General features: G+C 53.1%; 16 protein-coding genes. 7 read left to right on the forward strand and 9 right to left on the reverse strand.

The genetic code is table 11. From position 1 onward, the window contains the following. Positions 1-3 precede the first annotated feature (3 nt). From NST26_RS22270 to NST26_RS22280, 3 genes are all read right to left on the reverse strand, one after another. A complete protein-coding gene (locus tag NST26_RS22270; RefSeq protein WP_036731666.1) occupies positions 4-1,305 on the reverse strand; it encodes a GntP family permease in 1,302 nt (433 codons plus the stop codon). A 533-nt stretch (positions 1,306-1,838) separates the two neighbouring features. Beyond that, positions 1,839-2,171, reverse strand: a complete 333-nt coding sequence (locus NST26_RS22275) for a hypothetical protein (RefSeq protein WP_340951293.1) — start codon at positions 2,169-2,171, stop codon at positions 1,839-1,841. Continuing rightward, positions 2,171-4,228, reverse strand: coding sequence for a hypothetical protein (locus NST26_RS22280; protein ID WP_340951291.1), 2,058 nt, complete (start codon positions 4,226-4,228; stop codon positions 2,171-2,173). Before NST26_RS22280 ends, NST26_RS22275 begins: the two co-directional genes overlap by 1 nt. 747 nt (positions 4,229-4,975) lie before the next feature. On the opposite strand from NST26_RS22280, the gene NST26_RS22285 reads away from it, so the two are divergent. The 5 genes from NST26_RS22285 to NST26_RS22305 all read left to right on the forward strand — a co-directional run bounded on the left by NST26_RS22285 (position 4,976) and on the right by NST26_RS22305 (position 12,139). After that, the gene (locus NST26_RS22285; RefSeq protein WP_081751385.1) at positions 4,976-6,766 is read left to right on the forward strand and encodes a sensor histidine kinase; all 1,791 of its coding nucleotides are present in this window, start codon (positions 4,976-4,978) and stop codon (positions 6,764-6,766) included. After that, on the forward strand, positions 6,759-8,351 hold the full coding sequence (locus NST26_RS22290; protein ID WP_339249729.1) for a response regulator transcription factor: 1,593 nt from the start codon (positions 6,759-6,761) through the stop codon (positions 8,349-8,351). The genes NST26_RS22285 and NST26_RS22290 overlap by 8 nt, the downstream gene beginning before the upstream one ends. An 87-nt stretch (positions 8,352-8,438) precedes the next feature. Next, positions 8,439-9,395 carry an ABC transporter permease gene (locus tag NST26_RS22295; RefSeq protein ID WP_036731659.1) on the forward strand — a complete coding sequence of 319 codons (957 nt, stop codon included), beginning with the start codon at positions 8,439-8,441 and terminating at the stop codon, positions 9,393-9,395. A gap of 12 nt (positions 9,396-9,407) precedes the next feature. After that, a complete protein-coding gene (locus NST26_RS22300) occupies positions 9,408-10,307 on the forward strand; it encodes a carbohydrate ABC transporter permease (RefSeq protein WP_340979791.1) in 900 nt (299 codons plus the stop codon). Between the two features lie 77 nt (positions 10,308-10,384). Then, on the forward strand, positions 10,385-12,139 hold the full coding sequence (locus NST26_RS22305) for an ABC transporter substrate-binding protein (protein ID WP_340979792.1): 1,755 nt from the start codon (positions 10,385-10,387) through the stop codon (positions 12,137-12,139). A 483-nt stretch (positions 12,140-12,622) separates the two neighbouring features. On the opposite strand, the gene NST26_RS22310 is transcribed toward NST26_RS22305, so the two are convergent. After that, complete coding sequence (locus NST26_RS22310) at positions 12,623-13,828, reverse strand: helix-turn-helix domain-containing protein (protein ID WP_340951285.1); 1,206 nt, start codon at positions 13,826-13,828, stop codon at positions 12,623-12,625. Between the two features lie 174 nt (positions 13,829-14,002). On the opposite strand from NST26_RS22310, the gene NST26_RS22315 reads away from it, so the two are divergent. Then, positions 14,003-15,349, forward strand: a complete 1,347-nt coding sequence (locus NST26_RS22315; protein ID WP_340951282.1) for an MFS transporter — start codon at positions 14,003-14,005, stop codon at positions 15,347-15,349. 87 nt (positions 15,350-15,436) lie between these two features. Then, positions 15,437-16,225: a nucleotidyltransferase domain-containing protein gene (locus NST26_RS22320; RefSeq protein WP_340951280.1), complete on the forward strand. Its 789-nt coding sequence runs from the start codon at positions 15,437-15,439 to the stop codon at positions 16,223-16,225. A 146-nt stretch (positions 16,226-16,371) separates the two neighbouring features. Here NST26_RS22320 and NST26_RS22325 read toward each other — a convergent pair whose 3' ends face one another. From NST26_RS22325 to NST26_RS22345, 5 genes are read right to left on the reverse strand one after another with little or no spacing between them, the layout of a single operon-like run. Continuing rightward, entirely contained in the window at positions 16,372-17,397 is a 1,026-nt protein-coding gene (locus NST26_RS22325) for a Gfo/Idh/MocA family protein (protein WP_340951277.1), read from the reverse strand. Next, positions 17,394-18,587 carry a radical SAM/SPASM domain-containing protein gene (locus tag NST26_RS22330; RefSeq protein ID WP_340951275.1) on the reverse strand — a complete coding sequence of 398 codons (1,194 nt, stop codon included), beginning with the start codon at positions 18,585-18,587 and terminating at the stop codon, positions 17,394-17,396. The genes NST26_RS22325 and NST26_RS22330 overlap by 4 nt, the downstream gene beginning before the upstream one ends. Continuing rightward, positions 18,587-19,708 carry a UDP-glucuronosyltransferase gene (locus NST26_RS22335; protein ID WP_340951272.1) on the reverse strand — a complete coding sequence of 374 codons (1,122 nt, stop codon included), beginning with the start codon at positions 19,706-19,708 and terminating at the stop codon, positions 18,587-18,589. Before NST26_RS22335 ends, NST26_RS22330 begins: the two co-directional genes overlap by 1 nt. Positions 19,709-19,724: 16 nt before the next feature. Continuing rightward, a complete protein-coding gene (locus NST26_RS22340) occupies positions 19,725-21,068 on the reverse strand; it encodes a hypothetical protein (RefSeq protein WP_340951270.1) in 1,344 nt (447 codons plus the stop codon). Beyond that, on the reverse strand, positions 21,065-21,304 hold the full coding sequence (locus tag NST26_RS22345; RefSeq protein ID WP_036731643.1) for an acyl carrier protein: 240 nt from the start codon (positions 21,302-21,304) through the stop codon (positions 21,065-21,067). Before NST26_RS22345 ends, NST26_RS22340 begins: the two co-directional genes overlap by 4 nt. Positions 21,305-21,317: the final 13 nt, after the last annotated feature.

Raw genomic sequence — 21,317 nt, forward strand, 5'->3', positions numbered from 1 at the left:
ATCTTAGAGTAAAAATCCGTAAACCAGCGTAGCCACAATCGTCATCGTGCCGCCAACTATGGCCTCATACGGGATGAGCCCCATACGTTGCTTGATCGACATTTTCATACTGTCCGCCGTAACATGGAAGTAAGTGCCCTGCGGCAGCGAGTCGATCACCGTAGCTCCGGTATGAACCATTACAGCTGCAGCCAGCGGAGCCGTGCCCATATTCAGAATGGCCTGTCCGAAGGAGCCGGTAGCGACAATAACACCCGTGGATGTTGAGGCGGTAGCCGCAGCCATCAGTATCCCGGAGATCGGTGCCAGGAACGTCCCGGAAATCCCGGACAGCTCAATCAGATGCACCACCTGGGCGGACAGATCGGAAGCGGAGATCAGACCGGCGATACCGCCTGCTCCGATCAGGATCAGGACGGTTGCAGTCATTTTGCTAAGGCCGGAGGATGTATATTGCAGTACCTTGTTGCCTTGCCCCATCGCCAGCATCCCGATAATCCCCGCCAGCGGCAGAATGTATAGCGCATCCACCTTAAGCTTGGTCAACGCTTCGATCCCGGAGATGGAGCCGATCGGGTTAATCATGAGCAGGACGATGGCCACGAGCGGAGCCACAATAGCTCTGCTAAGCGGCGGGTAAGCGGCCGTATTCGCGTTGTCCGCACCGTTCGCAGCTTCTGCCGTGGTAACCATGACGCCTTTTTTCTTCAGCAGGGTGGCTAAGATAACGGTTACAATTAATCCGCAGATTGCCGGGATTACGCCTGCGAGCATAACATTGCTGAGATCAAGATCAAAGCCGCGCGCAGCAGCAATCGTATTCGGATTCGGTGAAATAATGTTACCTGCCTTCCCCCCGCCCGACAAGGCCAGCAGCAGCGCCAGCTTCGAGATCTCCATTTTGTTGCCTACGGATAAAGCAATCGGAGCCACAATCAGCACCGCTACCGGGATGAATACGCCCATTGCCGTAATGACCATAGTTGCCAGCGCGAGGGCCAGAATGGCCTTGCTTCCGCCGAACTTTCGGACAATAGCCTGGGCTATGGCTTCAGCCGCACCCGACTCCATCATCACACCAGCGAGCACACCGGCGGCCAGCACCCGCAGCACTGTGCCCATCACACTTTGTGTACCGCTTACAAGAACACTTACGGTCTGTTCGAGATTGGCTCCGCCGATCAGCGCCCCTACAATGGCACCCAGGAACAGAGCGTAGACCGGATTTAATTTTCTAAGGATCAGAATAATGGCAATTGCCAGTCCTGCGAGCGCTCCATACCAACCAATGATTAATCCTTCCATTTCAAATATCCCCCTAACAACTTGTTGAACACGCTCTCATTATAAGGTCTGGGGGGAGGAAAAGAATATTGATGAACGGACGAAATGCATTGTGCAAGTGACCAACGGAATAGGGGGTATATCTCAATTTTGGAATAGGTGCTCTGCAAAGAAATACGAACGGTTCTCTTTAATGATGTCGTCAACCGTATCTGATAGAAGTCAGCAAACCCACTTTTCAACTTCCCTGCCGAGCTCCTGGTGCTGGCCATCTCCTGCCCTCTTCTCCTCCAACTGTCCTAATATCATCATTATATTTCATTACTTCCCTCATCATAAGGCTTTAAAGTTCAGTCAGGGTTGCAGGATTTTAGGTGTATTGCTTATACAAACTGAGTGAGAATGATTACTTAAGAAGGTACAGCCAAAATATACTCAGACATATAGTTCAAAATCTAAAGAAAAGTATTCAGTTCTTCTTCAGTTACGAGACCTTGAACATGCAAAAAAAGCTCATTCCTACTCATCGTTCAAGTGGAAAGAGCTTTTAAAGTTTACCCAATAAAAATTATTATTCCATCTCGATGGCTAAAAGCAATAGGCACTTCAGTCTCAATCAATTCGATTCTTTCAATAATTTTCATCTTCTTTTCGTCAGGTAAGTTCTCCTTCGCCCATTCTTTTATTTTTGATAATTCTTCTAAAACAAATGGAAAATCTTCTTCAACTAAATCGATCCCAACGGAAAATACTTTAGTCCACTTTAATCCTAATTGTTCGATTGCTGGTTCCCAACATTCATTGAAGAAAGACTCAGCAGCAACAGGAATAAGAAATTTCTCTTCAAACTCATCTTTTGCATCTAAAACCATAACACTAATTGACATTACTTTTTCCCTCCAAACAATGCATCAAAAGTGTAACCAGGAAATTCTTTTCTTAATTGTTCCAAGCTATTCTCAACAGCTTGCCTTAATTCAGGAGTATCTCCATCTAATCTGAAGATGAATTTCCGGATGTCTTTTATTTGATCTAACAAAGGCACATCTGGAGTCCCATTCTTAGTAGCTCGTGTAGCTGTAGCTTCTGCAATATTATTTATTCTTTTTCTAGTTTTATCCAGTATTTGTTTATCTGTAAATTGCTGAGGTGTTTGAGCAGGTAATCCAGTTTTAGGATTGATGACATCAAGCCCCTTCGCTGCTTTATCCTCATAGAAAACACCATTTTTCAAGTCAATCTCGTCAAATTCGCCAATCGGTTTTCCAGTGCGATCAACAATTTCAACTTCTTTTATTGGTCCAGCTTTTGGCGTCCCCTCAACCCTATCACTCTTCCCCTCCAAACCATCCATATACCGCTGCTGCACCTGCGTCTTCGGCAAGGCTGGCGTATCGGGGATCTCTCCTATCTTGAAAACAAACCCTTCCGGCGTTTGCACTGCCCGTCCCAGATCCGGGAGCTTTTGCTTAATCCCTTGCAGGGCATCCTTCGCCGCTTGGCTGACGGCGTCTTCTACCTCACCCAACACTTTCCCCACTTTGCCTGCTTTGGTGACCTGGAATCCGGGGACCAGAATTGACGCGACCGAGCCCAGCATTTTCGCCTTCTCTTCGGGTGTGCCCTCGTCAAACTGATGATACGCCTTCTTCGCCGCTTCCACCAGCACTTCGGGGTGTTCGATGAGATATTGCGCTTGCTGCTTCATTTCTGTGGTGGTTTTGACCGGGTCTACCACTAGCTTGAAGGCAAAGGTTGCCGTATCCGCCACGCCCATGACGACCTCTTTCACCAATCCTTCGGTAAAAGCCAGCACCACCGCGTCCGCCTGACGAACCCAATGCTCCCCTTTCGTTAACCCGTATGTCTGTTTCAGCCACTCTACATAACTCGTATACATCGGAGTGAGATATTCATTCGGCACATAGACTTTCGCCTGATAAAAGTCCCAGGTGGTCTCATTTTCCTTGTTGTCTGCGGTAATTGGCGTGCCGTCCGGCAGCGTAAGCGGCGGCCCGTTCAACCGCCGCTCCGCTTCGATCTGCTCCTGAACCTGCTTAAGAGCCGCTGCGATCTGAATTTCCTGCCGCTTGGCTGCAAGCTGACCCCGCGCATATGCTCCGGCGGCAGTCTTCTCCATCGCCAGCCGCAGGAGCAGCAGATATTCTTCGTTATGTAGTAAGGGGACCTTGTCCGCTGTAATCGACGGATCATACTCACAGGCGGTAACCGCTGGTTGCTTATAATGGGCGCTTAGATCCTTGCCGGATTCATAGTAGATCTTGGCTACGCCTAGAGAAGCCAGCTTCTGCCGGGCCTCTTCGGCCTTCGCATGAACAGCCTCCATCTGGGCCTGATTGCCGAACGCCTGATACACTTTGAAGGCCATCTGTGCCTTGGCGATCTGAGTCCGCGCCGCGAAGATATCGTTCAGCTTACTTTGTGCAGCGATACTTTCTACGGTCAAGAGGCCGGAGGTCTGAATGACATTCCTGAGCTGCTGCACCACCGGGTCCCTGCTGAGTTCATCTTTTCCCGATAGAGCGGCAATCGAAGTGATGAGGTTCGTCGCACTTCGCTGCACAAATTCGGGGATGGAGACCCGTCCGGTGGCTGATTGCAGCCCCAAGCTGCCGAAAGCAGCGAGCAAAAGATTAAACTGCCTCGTCAGCTTGTCCGCCTGCCGCTTATTCTCTTCCTGCAAATCCGAGACGCCTCTCAGGGCGACCCGGATAATATCCTCTAATTTCTCCGCTTCTACGGTTAATTCATTGATCAGGACCTGGGCCTTGATCATATGATCGCCCATCGGAATCCCGCCCCAGCCGCTGGACTGGCCCTTCAATTGAAGATATAGCCGATTGGTGTCCTGACTCACTTGGCCGATCTTCGTTTGCAGGCGCCTGACTTCATCTTCGTTAAATACTAGCTTTGTTGATGCCATCTTCACCCTCCCGTCGTACACCATACTTACCTGTAAGTTATGTACACAAATTCATAGAATCATGGACTTGCAACTTCTTGCAAATATACGGAGTTCTAAGATAATTCATTAACTCGCTTGAAAGATACTTTTTCTGGTATTGATCCAAGGTTGTATTTATGATTACGTTACCATCCAAGTAGAAGTCACCGGGCCAAATGTATGTGGAAAACCGAATACAATGTGCTTCCGCGAAGGGATTCGGGCCAATGTATGCCAAAAACAGCATACGTTGCGCTGGTGAGCAGGTGTGTGGTCCGAATGTATGCCAAATACAGCACACATTTGCTTGCACACAGGCGCTCGGGCCGAATGTATGCCAAAAACAGCATACATTCGGTTCTGGTGCGCAGGTGTGGCCCGTATGTATGTGGAAAACAGCATACATCTGCTGGCGCGCAGGCTAGTGGCTCGAATGTATACGAAAAACAGCACACATTGTACCGGTGCGCAGGTACATAGGCCAAATGTATGCGATAAACCGAACACAATAGATGGTCCCGCGTACTTCTTCAGAATGGAGTTCCAGCATTCCATCTAAGTATTCAATATTTATCCAATATTGATGTGCAGATCCCTTTATTATCGGAATTCGTTTCCATAAAGTTTATCAAAAAAATATTTTCATGACATATATTGGCTGACGGTTTCGCGCTATACTCTATTGTAAGCGTTATTATAATTGTGCTTACGGAGGCGATTTCATTCGTGTATACCCGTATCATCACCTTCATGAACAACCTGAAGCTCAGGACCAAGCTCTTTCTCTCTTTCGGCAGCGTCGTCCTGATTCCGGTGCTCATTGTGGGGGTGTTCCTGACCAGTGAGCTGCGGAATATGGCGATGAACAATGCGCTGAAGCAGATTACGGCGAATGTCGACCGTGTGAAAAAACGGACCAGTGAGATGCTGAACGTTCCGGTGGATATCGTCTACCGCCTGTCCAATGACAGCCGGCTGGAGGAGGCTGCGAATCACCGGTACGAATCAGTCTATGATGTGGTGCAGGCCTATTGGGATTATCCCGACTTCCGGGATTTCGTCCGCCTGTACAAAGAAATCTCCAGCATCCGGCTGTATATCGACAACCCGACGGTGCTTAACAACTGGGAATTCCTCCAGGCTGATGCCGCAGTTACCCGGGAGCCCTGGTACCAGCTCGCCCTCGCCCAGAAGGGACTCGCGTTCTGGAGTTATATCCCCGACAGCCGCAACGGCCAGTATTATCTCAGCCTGATCCGCAAGGTGGACTTCCTCAAGCAGCGCACAACCGGTGTGCTGGTCGTGAATGTCAATTCGGATCAGCTCAGCAGCATCCTGAAGCAGGAGACCTTCGAGACCTTTATCGTCGATGAGAACGATCATATTGTCGCCTCCAACCGGGCAGGTACCCTCGGCAAGTCGCTGCACGAAATCAACCTGAAGCCGCTGTCCACCCTTGCCGGGCACGGGCCTGCGGATATCACGATCGACGGGCAGTCCTTCAAAATGCTGATCGACGATTGGCATCCTGTGGGCAGCCTGAACAGCCTGCGGATCATCTCTATTTTCTCCGTAGAGAGTATTGTAAGTGAGCCTAACCGGATTATTTCCCTGGCTTCTTCCGTCATTATCTCCTCCCTATTCCTTGCAATCATCCTAATCTACTACTTCTCCCGCCTGCTCACCGGACGCATGCTGCATCTCAGCAAGCATATCTCCAAGGTTGCCTCCGGCAATCTGGAAGCCAGGCTCGTGATCGACGGCAAAGATGAGATCGGCCAGCTGGCCCGGCAGTTCAACCACATGGTCCGCAATGTCAACGAGCTGATGAGCGAGGTGCAGGAGTCCAACCAGCAGAAGAATGCTATCCTGCTGAAGCAGAATGAGATCAAATTCAAAATGATGGCCAGCCAGATCAACCCCCATTTCCTGTTCAATGCCCTGGAGTCGATCCGGATGAAGGCCCACACCCGCGGCCAGACCGATATTGCACAGGTCGTCCGGCTGCTGGGCAAGATGATGCGCAAGAATCTGGAGGTCGGCGGGGGCAGAATTACCCTGCAAAGTGAGCTGGAGACCGTAAACTGTTACCTGGTCATCCAGAAATTCCGCTACAATGACCGGCTCGCCTACGAGCTGTATGTTGATCCGGCAGCGAATACCTTAAAAATTCCGCCGCTTATTATTCAGCCGCTGGTGGAGAATTGTGTCATACACGGCCTGGAGGACCGGATGGACGGCGGAATGGTCCGGGTGGATATCCGGGTGGAGGATGCCCTGCTTAAGGTTCAGGTCTCCGATAACGGAACCGGAATCCCGCCGGCCCGGCTCGCAGAGCTGCGGCAGATGCTGGACAATAACGATGACTATGAGACCCACAGTATCGGAATGCGTAACATCCATCTGCGGCTGAAGCTGACCTACGGCCCGGAATGCGGCCTGGTTCTGTCCAGCCAGAGCGGATACGGCACACAGATCAGCTTCGCCATCCCTATAAGGAGTGATTCCTATGTATAGTGTGTTAATTGTTGATGATGAATTGTCTATCCGCGAAGGGCTTGTTACTCTGTTGGATTGGGAGAGTCTGGGCTACCGGGTAGTGGATACAGCTGCCAACGCGGTTGAAGCCAGGCATAAGGCTATGCTGTATTCTCCGGACCTGATGATTGTCGATATCCGTATGCCCGGGAAGGACGGGCTGGAGCTGATCGGCGAGCTGCGGGAGGATCATGAGGAGCTGCATATTCTCATCCTGAGCGGCTATGCCGACTTCAGCTATGCCAAGCGTGCACTGTCTTACAATATCGATAACTATCTGCTTAAGCCAGTCGATGAAGAGGAATTGCAGCTGTATCTTACGGGCCTATCCACCGTACTGAATGCGCGGCTGACGCACCGCAAGAATCATGAGGCTGTTAAGGTCTGGAGCCGGGAGATGCTGGTTCAGTCCCTGCTGATGGAGAGCAGTCTGCATCCCGCCCCGGCGCTGATGGAGTCGGCGCTGGAAGCAGGGCTGCTCTGGGATGCCTACCAGATCGTGCTGATCCGGCTGCTGCTCCAGGATCATGCGGACAACGGACCTTCCAGCAGCGTCAAGTCCCGGCTGACGTCAAGCTTCGAGGACAATAGCCGGGGCATCGTATTCGCGCTTGATTCTTATCTCGGGGTGCTGCTTCAGCCCTCTTATCAGAAGGAGCTGGTAAGCAAACGGATGGCCCGGCAGATCCGTGAGGCCGCTGCCGCTGAAGGACTGGAGTGCATCATCACCGCCGGGGATATGGTGGACAGTCTGGCGGAGCTGCAGCTCTCCCATCAGTCGGCGCTGGCGCGGATGAAGGATCACTTCTTCTATGATGAGCCGGGGATGATCGGCCCGGATTCGCTCAAGCTGAAGCAGGGGCTGCCTGCGAACCCCCAGGATACGGAGAGCAGGCTCGCCCCTGTGATGGACCGGCTCTATTTCGCCATGGATACCGGCAATCTCAGCGTAATCTCTGACCTGATCCAGGAAGCAGGGGACCTTATGGCTGCTGCGGGATTATCCGAGATGGCGGTGAAATCCTACTATGTCCGGGCCGTTACTACTATGTCCGGCAAGCTCTCCGTTCATTATAAGGAGCTTAGCGCTGCGCAGAGCCTGATGGAGGAGCAGATTCAGCAGATCTACAGGCATACCTCCCTCCCCCAGCTCCAGCGTTATATCTCAGGTCTGCTGGAGGAATACGCTGGCGGGATTATACGCGACGATATGGATGTCCTGATGAAACGGATGGTCGATCTGATCCACCGGCACTATGACGAGAATCTGAAGCTGGAGACGCTGGCCGATGTGTTCACCTATAGCAGTGCCTATCTGGGTAAGCTGTTCAAGAACACCATGGGCTGCTCCTTCAACACTTATCTGGATACGATCCGCATTGAGAAGGCCAAGGAGCTGCTGGATCAAGGCTGCAAAATCCATCAGGCTGCCAGCAGTGTCGGCTTCAGCGATGTCGATTATTTCCGCGAGAAATTCAAAAAAATCGCAGGCATCTCCCCTTCCGCTTACCGGAGAAAGGAGCCGGAGAATGTTTTTTCAGAAAGCGCTTACGAAAAAGACTGATTTTCCCCTGTTTTTACACTCAAATCTTCGGGTGTTTCCCGTCCTGGCGGCAGATTATGATAAAGCTATATCGAAGGAGGGACATAAATGAAAGCGATTACCACCACGATGAAGCCGGAGCCGAAGAAATCTGCTGCAAGCTTCTGGGGGAAATTCCGGCAGCAGAAATACCTCTATATGATGGCTGTTCCTTTTGTCCTCTGGGCCTTTGTCTTCAGCTATCTTCCGTTATGGGGGTGGATGATGGCCTTCCAGAAGTATAAGCCGGGCAAATCCTTTTTCGAGCAAAAATGGGTCGGCCTCCAGTACTTCCGGGAGCTGTTCCAGGATGAGCAATTCTTCAACGCCCTGCGCAATACGCTGGCCATGAGTATTATGGGACTGCTGGCAGGCTTTATCATTCCGATTATCTTCGCTATTCTGCTGAATGAGGTACGGCTGCAGGTGCTGAAGCGCTTCGTTCAGACGGTGTCGTATCTGCCTCACTTTGTGTCCTGGGTGGTTGCCGCCGGGATCATTACCAAGATGCTCTCCACGGACAACGGCGCAGTCAATGACCTGCTGATGGGTCTTCATATCATCAGTGAGCCGATCCAGTTCATGGCGAAGGGCAATCTGTTCTGGGGCATTGTTACCGCCTCGGATGTCTGGAAGGAGACGGGCTGGAATACGATTATCTATCTCGCCGCCATCTCAGGCATCGGGCCGGAGCTGTACGAAGCAGCCAGGGTGGACGGAGCCAGCCGGCTCCAGCAGGTGCGTCATATTACTTTTCCGGGCATCCGGGGTACCATCGTGATCCTGCTAATCATGTCCATCGGCCATCTGATCAGCATCGGGTTCGAGAAGCAGTTCCTGCTCGGCAACAATCTGGTGCGTGACTACTCGCAGACTCTCGACCTGTATGCCCTGAATTACGGGCTGGGGATGGGACGGTTCTCCTTCGGGACGGCGATTAATATTTTCAATTCCGTGGTGAGTGTAATTCTGCTCTTTACGGCCAACGGCATCTTCAAAAAAATAACCAAGGAAAGCATCATATAGGAGGCCCTGCTCATGATTAAAAAACTGGCTGCGGCATCCTGGTCGGACCGCATCTTCGATTTGGTTGTTTATCTGGCGATTACGGTCGTAACTGTTGCTACGCTGTACCCTTTTCTGAACGTGCTGGCGATCTCCTTCAATGACTCGACGGACAGCATCAAGGGCGGGATTACGATCTACCCCCGGATGTTCACCTTCAAGAATTATGAGACGATCTTCGCCTTCTCCGGACTGATTACCGGGTTCAAAATTTCGGTGCTGCGGACGATTATCGGGACCCTGCTCGGACTGGTCAGTGCCTCCATGCTGGCCTTCACCTTAAGCCGGGTGGACTTCCAGGCCCGCAAGTTCGTCTCTACCTTCCTGGCGCTGACGATGTACGTATCGGGAGGTCTGATCCCCTTTTACATTCTGATTAAAGATCTGCATATGATGGGTACCTTCGGCGTGTATGTTCTACCCGGTCTGGTGAGCGCCTTCAATGTGTTCGTGATCCGCTCCTTCATCGACGGGCTACCGTACGCTCTTCAGGAATCTGCCAAGCTGGACGGAGCCAATGACTTCACCATCTACTGGCGTGTTATTCTGCCTCTGACCAAGCCAGCCTTGGCAACCATCGCCCTGTTCCTGGCCGTCGGCCAGTGGAATGCGTGGATTGACACCTATTTGTATAATGGCTCGAAGGACTCGCTGACCACCCTGCAGTTCGAGCTGATGAAGGTCATTCAGAGCACCACGACCAACGCGGATAATTTCCGCGGACGCAATATGACAGAGGTCATGGCCCAGATCTCCCCGGAATCGGTCAAAATGGCAATCACCATTGTCGTCACCGTTCCCATTCTGATTGTCTATCCGTTCCTGCAGCGCTATTTCGTCAAAGGCATGACGCTGGGTTCGGTCAAAAGCTAATCGGCTTAAGCGGTATCTTCAGGCTGAGGCCTGTGAATACAATATGATTCTACCAGACAAAGGGAGGGTTTCAATTCATGACAAGAAAGACGGCGAAACCGGTTGTGGCGCTGATGGTGCTGACCTTGCTGCTCAGTGTGCTGGCAGGCTGCGGCGGGGGCAATAATAACGGCAACAAGAATACGGCTGAGAATACCGGGGCCAAGGCCACGAACAGCGGCAATGCCACGGCAACAGCTGAGGCTACGGCGGCGGCTGAGGACCTAAGTCCCCTGACACTATCCTTCTTCGCGGAAGACCCCAATCCGAACTGGAACAATATGAAGGATGAGGTCAGTACCGTCATTACGCAAAAGACGGGCGTCACCCTCGATGCCGAATTCGCTGTCGGTGATCCGCAGCAGAAGATTGCCCTCATTGCAGCGGGCGGGGATTATCCCGACATTATCTCGGCTAAAGGCGACATCGGCAAGCTGGTGGATGCCGGCGCGGTCCTTGATCTGACCGATCTGATCGATAAGCATGCCCCTAACATTAAGCGCGTACTCGGCGATAATCTGGCCCGCGCCAAGTACACGAATGAAGACCAGTCGATCTACGCTATCCCAACTTGGGCAGCAGTGGATGAGAAGAAATTCGTAGCGGGCGGCGGCTTCGAGCTGCAACACCGGGTATTGAAGGAAGCCGGGTATCCGGAGATCCGCACGGTGAAGGATTATGAGAACGTAATCAAAGCCTATCTGGAGAAGCACCCTACGGATGAGAACGGCAACAAAAACATCGGCGTCTCCCTCAACGCGGATGACTGGCATATGTACATTTCCGTCACCAACCCTGCGGTAGCTACGACCGGCGGCTCCGATGACGGTGAATATTACATCGATCAGGAGACTCATGAAGCGATCTACCACTTCCGCCGCCCGGAAGAGAAGGAGTATTTCCGCTGGCTGAACCACATGAACGATATCGGCCTGCTTGATAAGGAGAGCTTCGTGCAGAAATACGACCAGTACAAAGCCAAAGTAGCGACTGGACGCGTGCTTGGCCTAATTGACCAGGACTGGGACTACAATGACGCACAGCAGGCGCTCAAAGCCGCCGGCAAATTCGATCAGACTTACGGACACTATCCGGTCACTCTGACGGATGAATACAAGGAAACCAGCTTCTGGCCTACCGGCTTCATGGGCGGCTACGGCATCTCCATCTCCACTACTAACCCCGATCCGGTGCGGACGATCAAGTTCCTGGATTACCTGGCCTCCGATGAAGGTCAGATCCTGAACAACTGGGGTGTTGAAGGCAAGCACTATAAAGTGGAGAACGGCAAACGCGTAGTTCCGCAGGAAGTCCAGGACCGCATCAACAACGACAACACCGCCTTCACGAAGGAAACGGGCATTGGCTTCTACTGGAACATGATGGTTCACTACGGTGACGGTGCCAAGGATTCTACGGGCAACTACTACACCAAGAACTTCCCTGAGCAGCTGGTTCTGGGCTATAGCGATGTTGAGAAAGAGACGCTGGCAGCCTACAAAGCTACGACCTGGAAGGACCTGTTCCCGAAAGAAGAGGAATTCAAGGAGAAAGCCTACGGCGCAGCCTGGAACATTTCCATTCCCGGTGAGGATGAAGTCTCCATTCTGGGCAATAAAATGAAGGATATTACGTGGAAACGCATCCCGCAGGCCATTCTGGCCAAACCGGCGGAATTCGATAAAATCTGGGATGATTACATGGCCGATCTGGAAAAAGCCGGCGTTAAGAAAATGGAAGCTGGCTATACGAAGTACGTGCAGGACCGTGTGGAGCTGTGGACCAGCAAATAAACAATTCAGATAGCTTGAGCTAAAATGCACAGATCAAAGGAGTAGTCGCCACTGCGGAGATTTTGGACTTCCGGCCGCTGTTGTTTCCAGATTCGCTGATTAAGACCGCTGGTTGCGGTAGAAATCCGGAAACAAAGGCGGACGCTAACGCTCCTACAGTTCCAAAATCTCCTCCGTCGCTCCCTCCTTTATCTGAAGTTTTATAGTTCAACCTATATTTCAGTGCAGAAGGACACCCGTGCGGGAAATAGCACGGGTGTTGTTTGCTGTGCTAGGATGCTGTAGGCGCTGGAACGATCGCAACTGCATTTTGTACAACAGAATGCTATAAAAAGGGCTTCGAAATAGAATCTATTGTATCCAGTACAATTGAATGTTGAAAAAAGGCCATTTTCCACCCAAAACACAACATTCTACTGTATGAAATACAATAGACTCTCATTTTACGGTCAGCTATGCCTTTTCTATTGCAGGAAATACAATCTAGCTATGCAGCTCGTGGTAAGTTTTGTTAATCATTTCGGTGTATATGGAAGGCGGGTATTCCTTCACCTGATCGTAGGCGAATTGGGACAACCGCAGTGCTTCCTCCTTCATGCCCCGGCGCATACAGATCTGTGCGCGGTAAGCATAAGCTGTCAGCAGGTTGGCGCGGTCAAGCGGGTGGTAGACCTGATCACCCGGCTCGGCTTTGGACAGGCTGATCAGCGCTTCATCGTCCTGGCCGAGATGATACCTTGCGATGCCGGACATGAGCTGGACGCTGGATGCGTAATGTTCATCCTCCTGCGGATACTGCTCCGCCAGCGCAAGAACCTTGCTGTACTCTCCCTTAGCTACCGCAAGTCTGATCTCTCCGATCACCACCAGCTTCAGTGAATCCTCAGATTCGGTGAATTCTGCGAATGCTCTGGCCTTTTTCATGGCCTCCTCTGCCGCCAAGGTCTCTCCTTCGGTCAGCGCCAGGATACCGAGCACCCGGTACAGATGATCCGTCATATAGTAGATTCCCTCTTCCCGTGAAACCTGCAGCGCCGCCAATGCAGCTTCACGGCTTCCCGCATAATCCCCCAGGGCAGACAGACTAATACTCTCGGCATAATGAAGATCGATTTCAAAGATAAAATCATTCCCCACCTTGTTATCCTCATACTCCTTGCGGACCCGGCGAATCAGCTCCAGCCCGTCCGCGTATCTGTTCTGTGCGAAATTCAGGGCATAGGAAATATACTGCACCTTCGCCCGTTCCACGAATAAGCCGAAGCGTTCATAGATCAGCGCTGCCCGTTCCAGCTCCGCTTCCCCGCCTCCGGCTCCCGTATAGAAAAGGGAACTTACATAGAACTCCAGCAGACGCGCAGCATCAATCGTCATCGGAAGCGTACGCTCCGTGAGCGGCTGGAGCCGCTGGATGACCTCCCTGTAATTCTTCGCCTTGAACTCGGCCTCCATCTCCCGGACTAGCGGAGCCAGCTCCGCCTCCTCCTCACCTTCGAGGAAGTATCCCGGATCAACTCCCAGCCTGCCGGCCAGAACCTGCAAGCTGTTCATCGAGGGCAAGGCGCGTCCATTCTCGATTTGACTCAGCATGCTCTTGGTCATATAGTCTCCGGCAAGGTCCGTCTGCGTAAGCCCCTTAGCCTTGCGCAATTGCTTGACTTTCTCTCCGATAGTTTGTTTGGTGGTCATCTGCTTGCCAACTTTCCAGGTAGCTTTTCTTTTCAGTATAGCTTACCTATACCCTAAGAGAAAGCTGGAAATACGCTAAAGTTAAATTATATTAAACTTTTTATTGCATTCTTAATTTTTTACTCATACAATAAGTTTAATTAAACTTAACTTTCGATCAAAGGGAGTGCTATTATGTCTCAAATAACATCCGCAGCCCATGATAAGGCAGCGACTAACCGTAACATATTTCTCTTCTTCAGCAGCAAGCTGGTCTCTGTTCTCGGCTCCAGTATGTACACCTTCGTAGCTGGTCTGTTCATTCTGAATGAGACTGGGTCAGGGAGCAGCTTCGCCGTTACACTGCTGTGCGGGCTGCTGCCCGGTATCCTGCTGGCCCCCTTCGCCGGTGTGCTCGCCGACAGAGTTAACCGCCGCAGGCTGCTGATCGGCTCGGACCTGGCCAGTGCCCTGATTATGTCCCTGGCCTTTCTATTCGTCTCGCTGGAGGGAATGTCCCTATGGACTATCTATCTGTCGCTCATTCTATTATCTATCTGCTCTACCTTCTATAGTATCTCAGTCTCCTCCTCGATGATGATGCTTGTAGACAGCGGCTCCGTCCAGCGGGCCGGATCACTGAATCAGATTGCCGGATCGGCTGGCCACCTGCTGGCTCCGATTCTCGCCGGTCTTCTGTATGCCTTCCTTCCCCTTCAGGATTTCATGCTGCTGAACGCGGCAGGCTTCATCGTTTCGACCGTGATGGGCTGCATGCTGAGATACAAGCCGATTCCACGGCTTCATGCTGCCCTTGAACCTGCCGAAGCCGCTGGCCCCCAGCCGCTCCGCGAACGTCTGGGCACTGCTGTTAACGGGGTACGCACGAATCTGAAGGAAGGCTTCGCTTATGTGATCCGCCGTCCGGTCCTCCGCTCCCTGATGGGGATTGTGTTCTGGATTAATTTCTTCGTCGTCGCCTTGAATGTTGTGCTGCCCTACGTTGCAGTACAGACACTCGGACTCTCCTCGAAGCAATATGGAGTCCTCGAAGCGATGCTGGCGGCAGGCGTACTGCTGATATCGCTGCTGCTTGCTATACTTCCCCAGAGCAAGAGTCCGGTGAAGCCGATCCTCGGAGGCTTAAGCGCGCTGGGAGTGTTATTCCTCGCACTGGCGGTTCCGCTGCTGCTGCATTTCACCCCGAAGGCCACCTTCCTTCTCTTCCTGCCGCTGCTCCTGCTTGTCGGTATCATAATTATGATCATCAATATTCCGATCCAGGTATATCTGCAGCAGACCACTGAGGAAGAGTATCGTGGACGCGTATTCGGGCTGGTGGAGGGCATCGCCGGTTCCATCGCTCCGCTCGGAATGCTGCTCTATGGAGTCCTCCTCGACCGGATTCCCGGCTCGTTCATTCTGCTCGTCTCCGGTGCAGCTATTCTGGCGGTCACGCTGGCCGGACGGAGAGGCCTCGTCCGCAGCGGTGCCGCTGATCAACAGGCCGCTCAGGGGAAGACAGAGCAGGCGGGGGCCTGAATGTCTGTCTGAATTGACCATAGCTGGCAAGCTGTCCAATTGATACGCTTAACGCAGCAGAATCTAATCAAGGAGGCGGAACATTATATGTATGCGCACCACAGGCAGACGCTGGAGAAGCTGGCGGAGAAGCTGGAGCAAGACCCTGCTTGTCTGGCGGCAATCACCAGCGGATCTGTAGCCAAGGGAACCGCCAGCGAGACCTCGGATGTAGATGTTCATCTGGTCTTCACCGATGAAGCCTATGCAGAATATGAGCGGAACGGTAAGCTTTCCTACGTGGACCGGGAAGTCAGCACCTATGAAGGCGGATATGCTGATATCAAGGTGATCAACCGCCGGTTTCTGGAGCTTGCCGCCCGGCGCGGCAATGAGCCGACGAGGTATGCTTTTACCGGTGCAGAGGTGTTATTCTCCAGAATTCCGGAGCTGGATGAGCTGGTGGCCCGGATTCCTGTCTATCCCGGAGAGAACCGCGAGCGTAATTTGCGGGAATTCTGCGCTCAGATCTACCTGCACGGGCTATATTTCGCCAAGGAAGCGGGCCAAAAAAATGACGCCTACCTGCTCGCTCATACGGCGGTCCAACTGGTGTTTTTCAGCGGACGGATGATTCTGGCGTATAACCGGCTGCTTTTCCCAAGCCCTAAAGGGCTGCTGGATGCTGTCGATGCTGCGGAAGCCAAGCCGAAGAATTTCCGTACACTGGCAACAGAGCTGCTGCAATCGCCCAGTGCACATAAGAGTGTGCGCTTCGCCGCGAAGATGCTGACTTTCTATAATCATGGCTTGTCCTTCGAGCAGGCACTCGGGATCTATGTGCTGAACAACGAGCGTGCCTGGATGGAGCAGCCTCCTTCCTTGCAGGATCGCTAGTGTAGACAGACATTCATATTCGGCATACTTACTGGAACCTCCAGCGGAATAGTGGAACAGCAAAAAGCGTCCCCCACAAAGGGAGTCGCTGTTTGCTGTTGCTGGAATTAGCTGCTGTCAATGATTTCACTCTGCTAGCACAATCGCTATAGTGGAAGCACCTCAGAGACCTGGCGCCGCTGCGCCTCAGCCATGATCCGGGCTTGCAGCTGCACCCGTTCCCAGGTAGCACTCAGGCCCTCGGCCTGCTGCCCGCTCATGATCGCTGCAAAAGCCTCCAGCTGGCCCACATAATAGTTCAGCGGTTCGAATTCGCATAGGGTGGTACGGTTGTCCGGCAGATCATGCCGGATTTTGAGCTTATAGAACCCCTTGATCGGCCGGAAGAAATCGGGGACCGTCAGCACGGTATGGTCGAAATACAGGGTATGCGAGGCCCGGAAGGGCAGCTCGAAGGAAGTGAGGCACTCAGCCCGCAGCCCGTTCTTGTATTGCAGCGCCGCCTGAAAGGTCCAATCGCAGCCATCCGGCCCGTCAAAGGCCGACTGTGCCAGGATCTCCTCCGGCTCAAGACCGGCAAGGGTCTGCACGAATTGCAGCCAATAGCAGCCCAGATCGGCAAAAGCGCCTCCGCCCTTAGCCTTAACACTCCGGTAATTTCCGGCATGCCTGTTCTTGGCAGGAACGGAGATTCGGGTGCTGATCCTGCGCAGCGCGCCGAATTCGCCCGAATCGACGATGCCCTTCAGCGCCTGCTGCCAGGGGTGACAGGCAATCATCAGCCCCTCAGTGAGCTTCGGAGCTGCAGGGTTGTCCTTCGCCAGCCTTAACTGTTCCGCTTCTTCAGGATGGAGACAGATCGGCTTTTCCACCAAGACATGCTTGCCCGCATTCAAGGCCCGGATCGCCCACTGCGCATGAAGCTCATTGCTGAGCGCAATATATACTCCATCCAGATCGTCCAGCTCCAGCAACTCGTCCAGACTAGCCGCCACATAGGGAATTTGGTACGCCTCGGCCATAGCCTCCGCTTTCGCCAAGGTACGGTTGGCAATCGCCGTGATCTTCACCTTGTCCACTATCCGTGCCGGCTCCAGCATCGCTGGAACCGCAATACTCGAGGCGCCCAGAATGCCGAGCTTATAGCTTGGCTCCTCTACCACACTGCTCATATCTGAGCCAGCGCAGCGTAGGTGTTCAAGTACAGCACATTACATTTGGAGCAGGCCGGAGACAAGCCTTCATCCAGAATCCGCCGCAGCCGGTCGTAGCGGGCAGAATTCCATATTTCGGTGAGCGAGTATTCATTCACATTGCCAATAGCCAGCTCCCCAAAAAATTTACAGGCGCTCACCATGCCATTCGGGGCAATATCCACCCGGGTACTGAGCGCCAGACATTTCGACGTACTGCGGGATTTCATCGGCTTGCCGGCCACGAAATCCTCAATCTCATCAAAGTCCAGCCCCGGCTGATAACGGATTCGGGTATTATTCCAGGTATTGCTGTTAATCCGCCGCAGGTCTTCCGTCAGTCTGCTGATATTCTCCGGCTGGATATGGTATTTGAACGCATGCCAGCTGCTCCGGTGATCCGGCGGAAGCTCGGCCAGCCACTGGAAGTGTTCATCGTAGAAGCGGTCCATTGCAAAACTGGTATCTTCCGAGATATACCATGGGAAGCAGAGCAGGACAAGATCCACACCCTTTTGTTCAAAAAACTCCACCAGCTCATATAATCTCCCGATCATATTGTCGTTGATCACATTATGCACCGAGATCCGGCCGCGGAAGCGGCCCTGCTCGCGCAGCTCCAGCAAGCGGTCAACGGCGTCGATGACCTTCTGGAATGAATTCTTGCCGCGCAGGAAATCATGCTCCTCCTGGAACCCCTCGATCGGGATCAGCAGCTCCAGATTGTCCGAGATTGCACACAGTTCCTCCTCGAACTTAGGGATCATATAGGCATTGGTACAGATCGTAGTATCGCGGGGATGCTCCTTAAGAAGGTCCAGAATCTCCTTGGCCTGCCGGTGAAACAGCGGCTCGCCTCCCCATAAATACAGGCGGGACTGCGCTTCATCCGTCTCCTCCAGCAGCCTCTGGATCATTCCCAGATCCATATCCAGATTCTGCTCGGCGGTATCCATATCATGATGGTAGCCGGATTCATTCCATTGATAGCAATGCTTGCAGCGCAGATTGCAGCGGTTGGTCAGCTTGAGGGACATAATCTCCGGCATCACTGTCTTGAAGCCGGGATCATGCTTGCGTTCCCTGTGCGGGACCACCACATTCTTGATCGTACGTTTCAATGCCTCGAAGGACTGCTCGTCCAGGCTCACTCTGCTGGTTGGCTGCATTAGCTTCTCCCTCCTGCTGTGGATAATTGTTCAGCATAGCTTGCCGCATAGTCCGGGTATTGACCTCTAGCGGCTCTGAGATTATTCGCCAGCTTGCGAAGTACATCATCATCATATCCTGACTCGGCCCATTCCCCGTAAGTAATACCGTAACCAAGCCCGACCCACAGATCACTGTTGATCTTCTCATGCGGGCCGAAGGGATCGAGCAGCACCAGCGGTGTGCCCGAAGCCAGGGAATCTATCAAAGCGCCGCCGCCCGGCTTGCTGATGACTGCGGACGCCTGCCGGATGACTCCGTACATCCCCTCCCCGTAGCTCTGGCAGGGCGGGAAACGCTCTGTCCGGTTACCGGTTACTTCTGCAAACGGCGGGAAGGTATACTGCCCGCTGTCGTCCTTCGTCCAGGTCCGCCACTGCGGATCATTCATATAATAACGTCTGCCGCGGACAGGCCCGCCGATCTCCTCAATGCTGTAAGCGGCAATATCCAGCTCGTACCCCGCCGACTCCAGCGCGTCAAATTTCTCGCGGAAGGTGCCGATTCCCCAGCCGCCCCCATGAACGACCAGCCGCCCGTTCCTCGCCGCAGCAGGCAGTGCTTCCCCAGATCCGGCATCGATGCTGCACAGAATCTCCTGCTTCCCGGGATCATACATGCTTACTTCATGGTAGCCTTCTGCGTAAGCCGGATTCAGCTTGCGCAGATTCTTCCACGATGGCGACAGGTCAGCGTCAATATACAGCAGGTCAGCATACACGCTTACCCCCGCCAGCTCACGGTACTGGTCCATAACATGCACCCAATGCCCAGACAAGACGATGAAGTGCTGCCGTTCCTCCTGCTTCCATTGCTGCAGCAAATGCTCAACGGCTGCGGGATCAAGGCTGCTTCTTATATCGGACGGTATTTTCTGAGAAGTCAGGGCTACGGCGAAGCTCTGCTGGTACGCCCTGCGGCTGTTGTCTGTCTGCTCCTTTTTGCGCTCAGGCATTAAGGTCTCGAACACCTCAATCTCCGCCTGAAGGCCCAGCCCGGTTAACTTGCGTTCCAGCAGCAGACCAGGAACATAGAAACCAAGGCCAAAGCCCGAGCATAGAATCGTCACGGTGTTATTCATTGGAGGGTTCCTTTCTTTATCGCAGGATAGTATAGCCTGTGCGCATGAGAGATTCGTCCAGCGTATGGATGAGTCCACGCTTGCTGTCTTCACTCCGGTAAGTCAGGGCCGCATACAGTTTGCCCTTTGTGGAACCGGCAGCACGGGAGGGGTCCAGCGGCTGGAGCGCGCTAGAGGTCAAGGGCATCACACCTTCACCTGCCCCCAGCGAGAATAAAATCCCCGTCTCCTCCATCCGCTCCAGCAGCTCCTCATAATGAACCTTGCCCATAGCCGCCAGCGGTACCTGAATCAGGCATGTGTGCATACCTTCCTGCTTGAACCGGCGGTCTACATGATGCTTGATCAGACTCATCGACTTGCGGGCATTGATCTCTACCAGAGGCGCCAGGCTTCCGTCACGCAGCAGCATGGAATCAACACACACCTCACCGTAATATCCGTCAGCGTGCAGCTCCCGGCCTATGCTGTGCATGGTCTCCCAGTAGCCTTCCTTGTCCAGCTTGTCCAGCAGAGACGGCTGCGGGGAGCGGGATTCTCCGAAGGCGAAGCCCTGGTTCACCAGCTGCTGGGCAGACAAAAGGGTGACCCGGCCTTCCGGATCAATCTGAAACTGGCAGGAGAAGTCTGTCTCCCGGTCCAGCAGAGGCTCAAGGACAAACCGGATTCTTTTGCCCTGATTGCGGCTCGATTCCAGATGCCCGGCCATCCGGCGCAGCATACGCTCTGAATCCACCAGCTGGTTCCCTTTACCGGATACCCCATACTCATCCTTGATCAGGAAAGCCCCCTTCTCCAGCAGCGCTTGTCCCGATTGCAGCAGCTCCTCCAGACTGTCGACCACTACCGCAATATTCGGCAGCCCCAGCCGGTCCCGCATCGCTGTAGAATAGCTCTTCGTATTCACCGCCCGTACAATCTCTTCATCAGGCAACGTAGGCAAAAGCTTGTACCGGCTAACCGCCTCCTGTGTCCCGGGAAGCACGGCGAAGGGCTCCAGCAGCGCTCCTTCCGGTATTAAGCGGTCCGGTTCCTGCCCGGCGTCCATCCGGCCCAGCAATTCAAATATATTCAGCGCCGCCTGTGCGGGAACAGACTCCACTGTCTCCAGGCGGAGCGCAACCATATTGGTGCTGAAAGCATAACCGAGCGATTGCAGATAGTCATATTGTGCCCGGTTCATCCCCTGGCGGGTTAAGAGCACATCGCCGCTCCCGCAAAAGACAAACAGCATTTCATCCATCGCCTGCACGATAGCCAGCGCCTTCGCATCGGGAATGGCCGGCAAGGAGGCCAGATCCTCCTCCCGCCAGTACCGCTCCGACTCCAGGCTGCCGCAGTGCACAGCATTCCTCATCATACGGCAAGCCCGGCGACATAAGCGGAGAACCGGTCCACTGATTTCAGATGCTCCAGATCAAAGGTGTCGAAATCTACCTCTATATTGAATTCATCCTCGACTCTCAGAATAAAATTAATGATCTGCAGGGAGTCAAGTGCGGCGTCCAGGGTCAGGTCAGAAGCTCCGCTGAGCGTCTGAAGCAAACCTGGTTCCTCCTTGATTTCGGCAATAATCTCAATGACTTTCTGCTGCATGTGTCTACCCCTT

This window comes from Paenibacillus sp. FSL R7-0128, from assembly GCF_038002245.1.
In the GTDB taxonomy this organism is placed as follows: Bacteria; Bacillota; Bacilli; order Paenibacillales; family Paenibacillaceae; genus Paenibacillus_AQ; species Paenibacillus_AQ silagei.

Bases quoted from the DNA above. Each gene is read 5' to 3' on its own strand.
- NST26_RS22315 (WP_340951282.1), top strand. From the start codon at position 14,003: ATGTCTCAAATAACATCCGCAGCCCATGATAAGGCAGCGACTAACCGT.
- NST26_RS22325 (WP_340951277.1), bottom strand. From the start codon at position 17,397: ATGAGCAGTGTGGTAGAGGAGCCAAGCTATAAGCTCGGCATTCTGGGC.
- NST26_RS22310 (WP_340951285.1), bottom strand. From the start codon at position 13,828: ATGACCACCAAACAAACTATCGGAGAGAAAGTCAAGCAATTGCGCAAG.
- NST26_RS22305 (WP_340979792.1), top strand. From the start codon at position 10,385: ATGACAAGAAAGACGGCGAAACCGGTTGTGGCGCTGATGGTGCTGACC.
- NST26_RS22300 (WP_340979791.1), top strand. From the start codon at position 9,408: ATGATTAAAAAACTGGCTGCGGCATCCTGGTCGGACCGCATCTTCGAT.
- NST26_RS22295 (WP_036731659.1), top strand. From the start codon at position 8,439: ATGAAAGCGATTACCACCACGATGAAGCCGGAGCCGAAGAAATCTGCT.
- NST26_RS22270 (WP_036731666.1), bottom strand. From the start codon at position 1,305: ATGGAAGGATTAATCATTGGTTGGTATGGAGCGCTCGCAGGACTGGCA.
- NST26_RS22345 (WP_036731643.1), bottom strand. From the start codon at position 21,304: ATGCAGCAGAAAGTCATTGAGATTATTGCCGAAATCAAGGAGGAACCA.
- NST26_RS22335 (WP_340951272.1), bottom strand. From the start codon at position 19,708: ATGAATAACACCGTGACGATTCTATGCTCGGGCTTTGGCCTTGGTTTC.
- NST26_RS22275 (WP_340951293.1), bottom strand. From the start codon at position 2,171: ATGTCAATTAGTGTTATGGTTTTAGATGCAAAAGATGAGTTTGAAGAG.
- NST26_RS22290 (WP_339249729.1), top strand. From the start codon at position 6,759: ATGTATAGTGTGTTAATTGTTGATGATGAATTGTCTATCCGCGAAGGG.
- NST26_RS22340 (WP_340951270.1), bottom strand. From the start codon at position 21,068: ATGATGAGGAATGCTGTGCACTGCGGCAGCCTGGAGTCGGAGCGGTAC.
- NST26_RS22280 (WP_340951291.1), bottom strand. From the start codon at position 4,228: ATGGCATCAACAAAGCTAGTATTTAACGAAGATGAAGTCAGGCGCCTG.
- NST26_RS22320 (WP_340951280.1), top strand. From the start codon at position 15,437: ATGTATGCGCACCACAGGCAGACGCTGGAGAAGCTGGCGGAGAAGCTG.
- NST26_RS22330 (WP_340951275.1), bottom strand. From the start codon at position 18,587: ATGCAGCCAACCAGCAGAGTGAGCCTGGACGAGCAGTCCTTCGAGGCA.